At 31.1% G+C, this 7281-nt stretch carries 6 protein-coding genes; all 6 read right to left on the reverse strand.

Features of this window, described 5'->3' with window-relative positions; all coding sequences use genetic code 11:
- Positions 1-656, reverse strand: a 656-nt coding sequence (locus tag AS161_RS08510) for a glycosyltransferase family 4 protein (RefSeq protein WP_164542486.1), incomplete at its 3' end; no start/stop codon positions are given.
- A gap of 68 nt (positions 657-724) precedes the next feature.
- Entirely contained in the window at positions 725-1915 is a 1191-nt protein-coding gene (locus tag AS161_RS08515; protein WP_164542487.1) for a glycosyltransferase family 4 protein, read from the reverse strand.
- A 19-nt stretch (positions 1916-1934) separates the two neighbouring features.
- Complete coding sequence (gene asnB / locus AS161_RS08520) at positions 1935-3941, reverse strand: asparagine synthase (glutamine-hydrolyzing) (RefSeq protein WP_164542488.1); 2007 nt, start codon at positions 3939-3941, stop codon at positions 1935-1937.
- 32 nt (positions 3942-3973) lie between these two features.
- Entirely contained in the window at positions 3974-5041 is a 1068-nt protein-coding gene (gene wecB, locus AS161_RS08525; RefSeq protein WP_164542489.1) for a UDP-N-acetylglucosamine 2-epimerase (non-hydrolyzing), read from the reverse strand.
- A gap of 6 nt (positions 5042-5047) precedes the next feature.
- On the reverse strand, positions 5048-6391 hold the full coding sequence (locus tag AS161_RS08530; protein WP_164542490.1) for a glycosyltransferase family 4 protein: 1344 nt from the start codon (positions 6389-6391) through the stop codon (positions 5048-5050).
- Between the two features lie 532 nt (positions 6392-6923).
- Positions 6924-7281: hypothetical protein (locus AS161_RS09355; protein ID WP_241241371.1), on the reverse strand; the 358-nt coding region annotated here is incomplete at its 5' end.

Genomic DNA, 7281 nt, shown 5'->3' on the forward strand with positions numbered 1-7281 from the left:
TTTACATATCTTCTTGGAACAAGTACAATAAAGGCATCTTTTGGGAGTCCGAGCTTACCTCGAAGTAAAATTTTTTCTTCATTTGTAACAGGTTTGAAGAGTTCAGTATCAACAGCGTTGTATATAACAGTAACCTTATCCTCTGGATAGCCAAATTCTTGAATCACATAATTTTTTAACCTACTGTCGACAGTTATAATATGCTTAGCCTTTTTCACCGCACTTTTTTCTATTTGCATGCAAAAATCGAAAATTTTACGTTTGTCTTTTTCGGAAATGTTAGGCGAGTAATTAACCGCTTCCCTTGCCAGGTATCCATGCAATGTTAAAACTGTCGACGGATGGTCAATATTGTAAAGACTTCCAACATCATGGCAGTGGACGATGTCAAAATCATCTAATTTGAGAGAAGAAAAGAAACGTAATTTCATATGAAAAATTTTTTTAAAGCGAACATAGTAAGAAAACAAGGAAGCTGGATTGGAGAGAACAATTTTAATACTTCTAACCCATTTTCTAGTTTCAATCGGAGGGTAAAACGTCTTTACCTCATGTCCGAGTTTTGTGAGCCCACGTTCTAATAGCTCCTGATGTACGTGTTTTCCACCGGTATTTATAACCTTTGAATTATCAAAAGATAGTAAGGCTATTTTCACATGTAAGACCTCCAATCGATTACAAAGTGTTGAATTATCTTAATTTAACATGTTGGGATTTCCAGTTTTTAGAAAATAAAGCAGTTTCTATAGACCTCTATCTCTTTTGCCACAATATTTCTCCAAGTAAACCCTTTGCTTCTTTCTATTAGCTTGTTGGCATCATATCCATGTTCTAATACTTCAACCACTTTCTTAGCAAACCTTTCTTCAAAATTTTCCCCTTCTTGAACTACATACTCTGGAAAACCTATCGCTTCAGGTATCCCTCCATTACTACTTCCAATTACACAAGTCCCACACGCTTGCGCTTCGATTACCACGGCACCAAATCCTTCCTGCCTACTTGGTAAAACCATAACATCCATTGCGTTCATCCATTTTGCTACTTCTTGCTGAGGTATCCTACCGGTAAAGATGATATTTAAACCTTCTGTTTCCTTTTTAATTTCCTCTCTCAACGGACCATCTCCAACTACTATGAAATATGTCTTTGGATATTCTTTAGCGATGAGATTAAATATTTCACCGAGTTTATCAGCCCTCTTTATTGGTAAAAGATTACCAACAAATCCAATGTATTTATATCCTTCTTTGTAAATCTCAAGCTCTTTTCTCACACTTTCTTTATCCAAAGGTTTAAATATCTCCTCATCGAATCCATTTGGAATTACAACCGCATTTTTCCCCGAATATCCATACGATTTTGCTTTTTCCAAAATAGCGTTGCTAACAAAAATATTAGCCGAAGCACTCTCTAGGACTTTAACATATATTTTGCTTCTTTTTGGCATGACTACATTTACATCACTGCCGTGCAAACTTACGATGAACGGTTTGTTGTATTTTTCAGATAAAATACTTGCAATCAGACCAGCAGGTATACCGTACATACCATGAGCATGAATTAAATCATAATTTTCTATTTTAAGCATTTTTTCAATTTCAACAGAGTATTTTTCAGTAGTTTTGTAGTAATCGTTGAAAAGTTTTTCTTTTAGCAAAGAATTTAGTTGTCTATAAATTGAAGCAACTTTGAATTGAATATTTTCGTATTTTTCAACAGGCTTTGATTGTACTGGATACTTTTTTAATAGTTTTTTAATCAGTAAAACTAATTGATTATCTTCAAAAGATAAAGAGACTACATCGAATTCAACATTAAACTTTTCATATTTCTGCAATCTTCGAACAATAAAAATTCCAGAATTTAAATTAGAAGAAATTGGTGCAAGATTTGTTAAAATAAGGACTTTCATTTATTTTTTCCCTCCATAATTAATAATTATTATCGAAGAATAAATCATACCATATTGATAAGTTAATAAATCGCCATAGTGTAAATCCTTTGTTAAATATAGTCTCATTTTCTAAGTCTCTTAATATTTTTTGAGTATTTGAGATTTCTTTTAATATTTCCGAATTGGACAAAACTTCTTTTACGAGTTTTTTATTATTCTTAAGCCATTTGTCTTCCGGTGTTGCGAACCCTATTTTGTCCACTCTCTTTCTTATTTGTTCTGGTATAATCCCATTCATTGCTTGTCTTAAAATATATTTAGAATATCCGTTGTGGATTTTATACACAGAAGGAATACTAAATATATATTCTATCAAATTTATATCATCTGCAAAGGGAGTCCTTGATTCTATACTAAATCTCATAGAATTTCTATCTTCATATTTCAACAAAGTTTTTAAATTGACCCCAGTAATAAAGTGATACAGTTGTTGATTAAGACTATCAGGAATTTTCTCTTGCCTATCTTTAACTCTATACGAAAATTTTTTGTAAAATTCATGATTAATCAAAGATACTGGATAAAAAATTTGCTCAATAAGAAGTTTCTTAAATTTTGAAATTTTAAGTATTTTGAAAATTCTAATATAGTAGCTTTTTTTTATTATATTTTTTAAATCAACAGGGGAATTGTTTATATTTTTTATTTCATTTAATAAATCTCTAAAATCAAAGTTTCTAACAAATTCCCTATATATTGTAGGAAAATATGTTATGTATCCTGTAAATAATTCGTCTCCACCTTGACCATCCAAAATAACTTTCACACCACTTTCAGAAGCAATTTTCATAACTCTGTAATGAGCATATATACTAGTAGAGCCAAAAGGGATTTCTTGAGTGTATATAATATCTTTTAAATCTTCTAAGAGCTCATTTTCTTTTGGAAAAGTCTTTATCCAATCAGACTGAGTATTTTCTACAACAATTTTTGCCCAATTACTTTCATCTATTTTCTCATTAACATACGCTGCAGTAAAACATTTTATAGATTCTCCCACTTGTGATAAATTTTCTCTCTTTATTATTTCGTTCATTACAGAAACAATTGTTGAGCTATCAAGTCCTCCACTTAAACAAGCCCCAACTTTTACGTCAGACCTTAGTCTTAGCCTTACTGCATTGAATATTAATTCTCTTGTGTTTTCTGCATATTCTTTTTCTTTCTCAGGATTGTATTTTTCGAACTTTTCGTAATACGAAAGCTGGTAGTACTTGAAAACTTTTAATTCGTATTTATTTAAGTTTAAAATTACACTATGAGAAGGTTTTAATTCTTTTATTCTTCTGAAAAAACTTTCCTCACCTTGTTCTTCCCAGCCAAAAGCGATATAATCAAAAACTGCTTCGTAATTTACTTCCTTTTTTATAAATGGTAAACTTAAAAGAGCTTTTATTTCAGACGCGAAAGCAAAATATTTATTGTCAAAATAATAATACAATGGTTTTACTCCAAATCTATCCCTTGACAAAAACAAAGTATTTTTCCTTAAGTCTAATATAGCGAAAGCCCACATGCCGTTGAATTTGTTTACACAATCTGTTCCCCACTCTATGTATGCCTTTAGCAAGACTTCTGTATCTGTGTTTGTAAAAAAATCGTATCCTATTTGTTTTAATTCATCTTTCAATTCTAAATAATTGTATATCTCTCCATTGAAAATGATCCAGATTTTTTGACTTTCATCACACATAGGTTGATGTCCTGTGGGAGATAAATCTAATATAGATAATCTCCTGTGCCCTAGCGCAATATTGAATTTCATATTCTCAATGGAATTGATATGAGTTTTTGGCGAATAAAGTAAATTTGAATTCCAAACATTAGCAGGAGTGTCATCTCCTCCGGCAGTAATGAGAAAATTTTCATCTACAAGAAGATAACCTTCGTCATCTGGACCTCGATGCTTTATTTTACTTGCTATATTCTTAATTAGATTTGGATTTATGTGTTCATTACTAATTATTCCAGCTATACCACACATTTGATCTGTTCCTCCCATTTAGAATAGAGTATTTAAGCTATATTTTTGAATATATCCAAAATTTTCTTACTCGAATCACCATTTCCGTAAACATTTCTTGGATATTTCTTGTTTCCCTCTCTCAAAATTTCTTCTGCTTTTTCATATATCTCTTCTTGTTTTGCCAACTTATTCCACCCGTTCTCTATTAACTCTCTCCACCCCGTGTCTTCCATTACCACTAACGCCCTTCTTCCACACCAATATGCCTCTTTTTGTAATCCTCCCGAATCTGTTATTACCATCCCACTTTTTTCTATAACACCCATCATATTCAAATAGTCCAGCGGTTCAGTTATTATTAAATCTTTCGTGTATCCTTCTAACCCATACTCTTTTATCTTCTTTTTCGTCCTCGGATGTATTGGAAATACTATCTTCTTTTCTTTCCCTATCTTCGCTAATTGTTGAAGAATTGTCTCAAGTTTTTCCCTTACGTCTGTGTTGAAGTCCCTATGTATCGTACATACTATATATTCATCCTCTTTTAGTCTTAATTCTTCTAATTTTTCGTACTTAAACTGTGGCTTCATTTTTAAGAATAAATCGTACATCACATCACCTACAAAATGCACTCCTTCTTCAATACCTTCTTTTTTCAAGTTTTTTACCGCAAGTTCGCTTGGGCAGAATAATAAACTTGACACATGGTCGGTGAGCACTCTGTTTATCTCCTCTGGCATGTCTTTTGGTTTCTGCCTTATTCCTGCTTCGACATGTGCAACTGGTATTTTTAATTTTGAGCCCACCAGCGCACCTGCTAATGTGGTGTTTGTATCACCGTAAACCAATATCATATCAGGTTTTTCTTTAATTACAACTTTTTCAAATTCAATCATTATTTTACCAGTCATTTCCGCATGAGTACCGGAGCCTACGTTTAAGTTGTAATCAGGTTGCCTTATGTTCAACACGCTGAAAAATACATCAGACATATTGTAATCGTAATGTTGACCAGAATGGACGAGTATTTCGGTAATTCCGGCTTCTTGAAATTCTTTATTTAGCATTGCTTCTTTGATTATCTGTGGGCGTGCCCCAACTAGTGATAGGATTTTCATTTTTAGTTACCACTCCTTTTGCTTTAATAAGTTTTCTATCTCTTTTTCTAACTCTGTTGCGAGATTTCTGTAAAGATATCTTTCTAAAACTTCTTTACGCTTTTGAATGTTTATTTCAATTTTCTCTTTATTTGCCAATTCTATGATGTAATCAGCCATCTCGTTAGTTTGATTTTTTTCAAAAACTTTTGAAACACCATCACATTCTATTTCATCTCGCATTTCCCAATTTTTAGGACCTATAACTAATATAGGTTTGTCAGTGGCAAGATATTCATAGACTTTTCCTGTTCTGATTGATTTGCCTTCTTCTGGGTTTTCACCAGTGTAAACTACTAAAAGTAATACATCAGAAACGGATTGCAAATTAAGAGCTTCGTCTCGGGTTAACATTCCATGATTGTTAAGTAAGCTACCTAAATTCCTTTTTGAAAATTCTTTTTCTACTAAATCAAACTGAAACCCTGCATAATTAAATGCAAAGTTAATATTTGTGTCAATCCGACAAGCCATTTCCAAAGCATCTATAAAATAAGAAATATTTTGTGTTTTAGCATTTAAACTTCCTGTATAACAAATTGTAAGAAACCCTCTACTTTTAGTTATTTTGCTTTTCAATTTTTCAATAGAAAATAATTCTCCATCATATCCATTAGGAAGAAAATAAACCTTTTTCGGTGTTATAGATTCATAGTCTTCCTTCATTTTCTTAGAAACAACCGTAATTAGATCTACTTTTTTTAAAATATTCTTCGTTTGAAATTTAAAAAAAAACGCTTTTGAAACTTCATGATGAACAGAGTTAAAAGAAGGATCTCTAAAATCTGCTATCCATATTATATCTTTATACTTATTTTTAAAATATTTACCTAATTTCAAAGTAAACCACGGTCCATAAGAAGTTATTAATATGTTTTTTCCTTGTTTAGAAAGTCTTTTTTCAATTTCAGATTTATAAAGCTTAATATTTTGATAAGCTATCCCTTCTGGTGTTATAGGAAAAATCCTTTCTAATAAAAAATAAAATTCGCTCCTTATTTTAGAGGGAATAAAAAATTTAATAAACTTTAAAACTAAAGATATAATATTTTCATTTTTTTCACGCCTTTCAAAACTCTCTCTTGAATATGAATATATATTTTTCAAACTCCATTTTATAGGAACTTCTACTAGCTCTGTATTGCCTAGTGAAAAAGATCTTTCAATCCTCTTATCCAAAAATTTACTTGTAATTAATGATACATTATATTTTTTTGATAAATACTTACATAATAGCTCCCATCTTATTGAAGCTATACTAGAATATCTAGGAGAAAAAGGTGAGACAACAATTATTTTAAAAGATTCCAAAAAATCTCCTCCTTTTTTATTTATTGTTAAAGATTATATAAATATAAAAAATACAAAAAAAGAATCTTATATAATCAAAATTATTTACTAAATGTGACTTTTTATATGTTTTTTCCAAAAACATTTATAATTATAATATATGCTTTAAATATTAAAAGTACAAATTCAAAATTTATATTAGCTTTCTGTCTTCAACAATACAGCTTACTTATTTTCCATTTCAGTTTTTTATGCCTTTGACTTATACCATCTCTAATTTTTTCATTCTATGATTAAAAAAGTAACCTTTCTTTTCATATAACTAAATATTTTCAATATCGACATTTCAATTCTTTTTTCCACTAAACACTCTATTAGTTTTATAAAAGCTCCCCTGAGAATGCACTGAACCCAGTAAATGAGACAAAATAAAAAAGAAGAGAAAAACACCCCCAAAGTGGTACAATAAAACTAGATTTTGTTAACCAAAGGTATTGATAAATTTCAAAAATCATATTATCTTCTTAAATAGGGGACACCCCCCAATATACTCTCAATAAGGAGGTATCCCGACATGACTAATATCCAACTCAAATGCCCTCATTGCGGCTCTTCTAACTTCATCAAAAACGATCATGATAAGTTCAAAAACCAAATCTTCTTTTGCAAAGACTGCGAACGTTACTTTAAACTTTCTTTCACCAAAAAACACAAACTCTTCTCTTTCCCTTACCCTCGTTGTGTTCATTGTAACCATGTCATGGAAATTTACAAAATCCGCCGTTATTTCGTTCGTTTCAGATGCAGAAAGTGTAACTTCAAAACTTCTGTTCCGCTTTCTCTTCCTCAGCCTGTGCCTTTCAACTTTCATCCTTTCAAATTCTTCCGTTTCCCTATCTATATCGTTCTCA

It is taken from the genome of Fervidobacterium sp. 2310opik-2 (assembly GCF_011057735.1).
GTDB lineage: Bacteria > Thermotogota > Thermotogae > Thermotogales > Fervidobacteriaceae > Fervidobacterium > Fervidobacterium nodosum.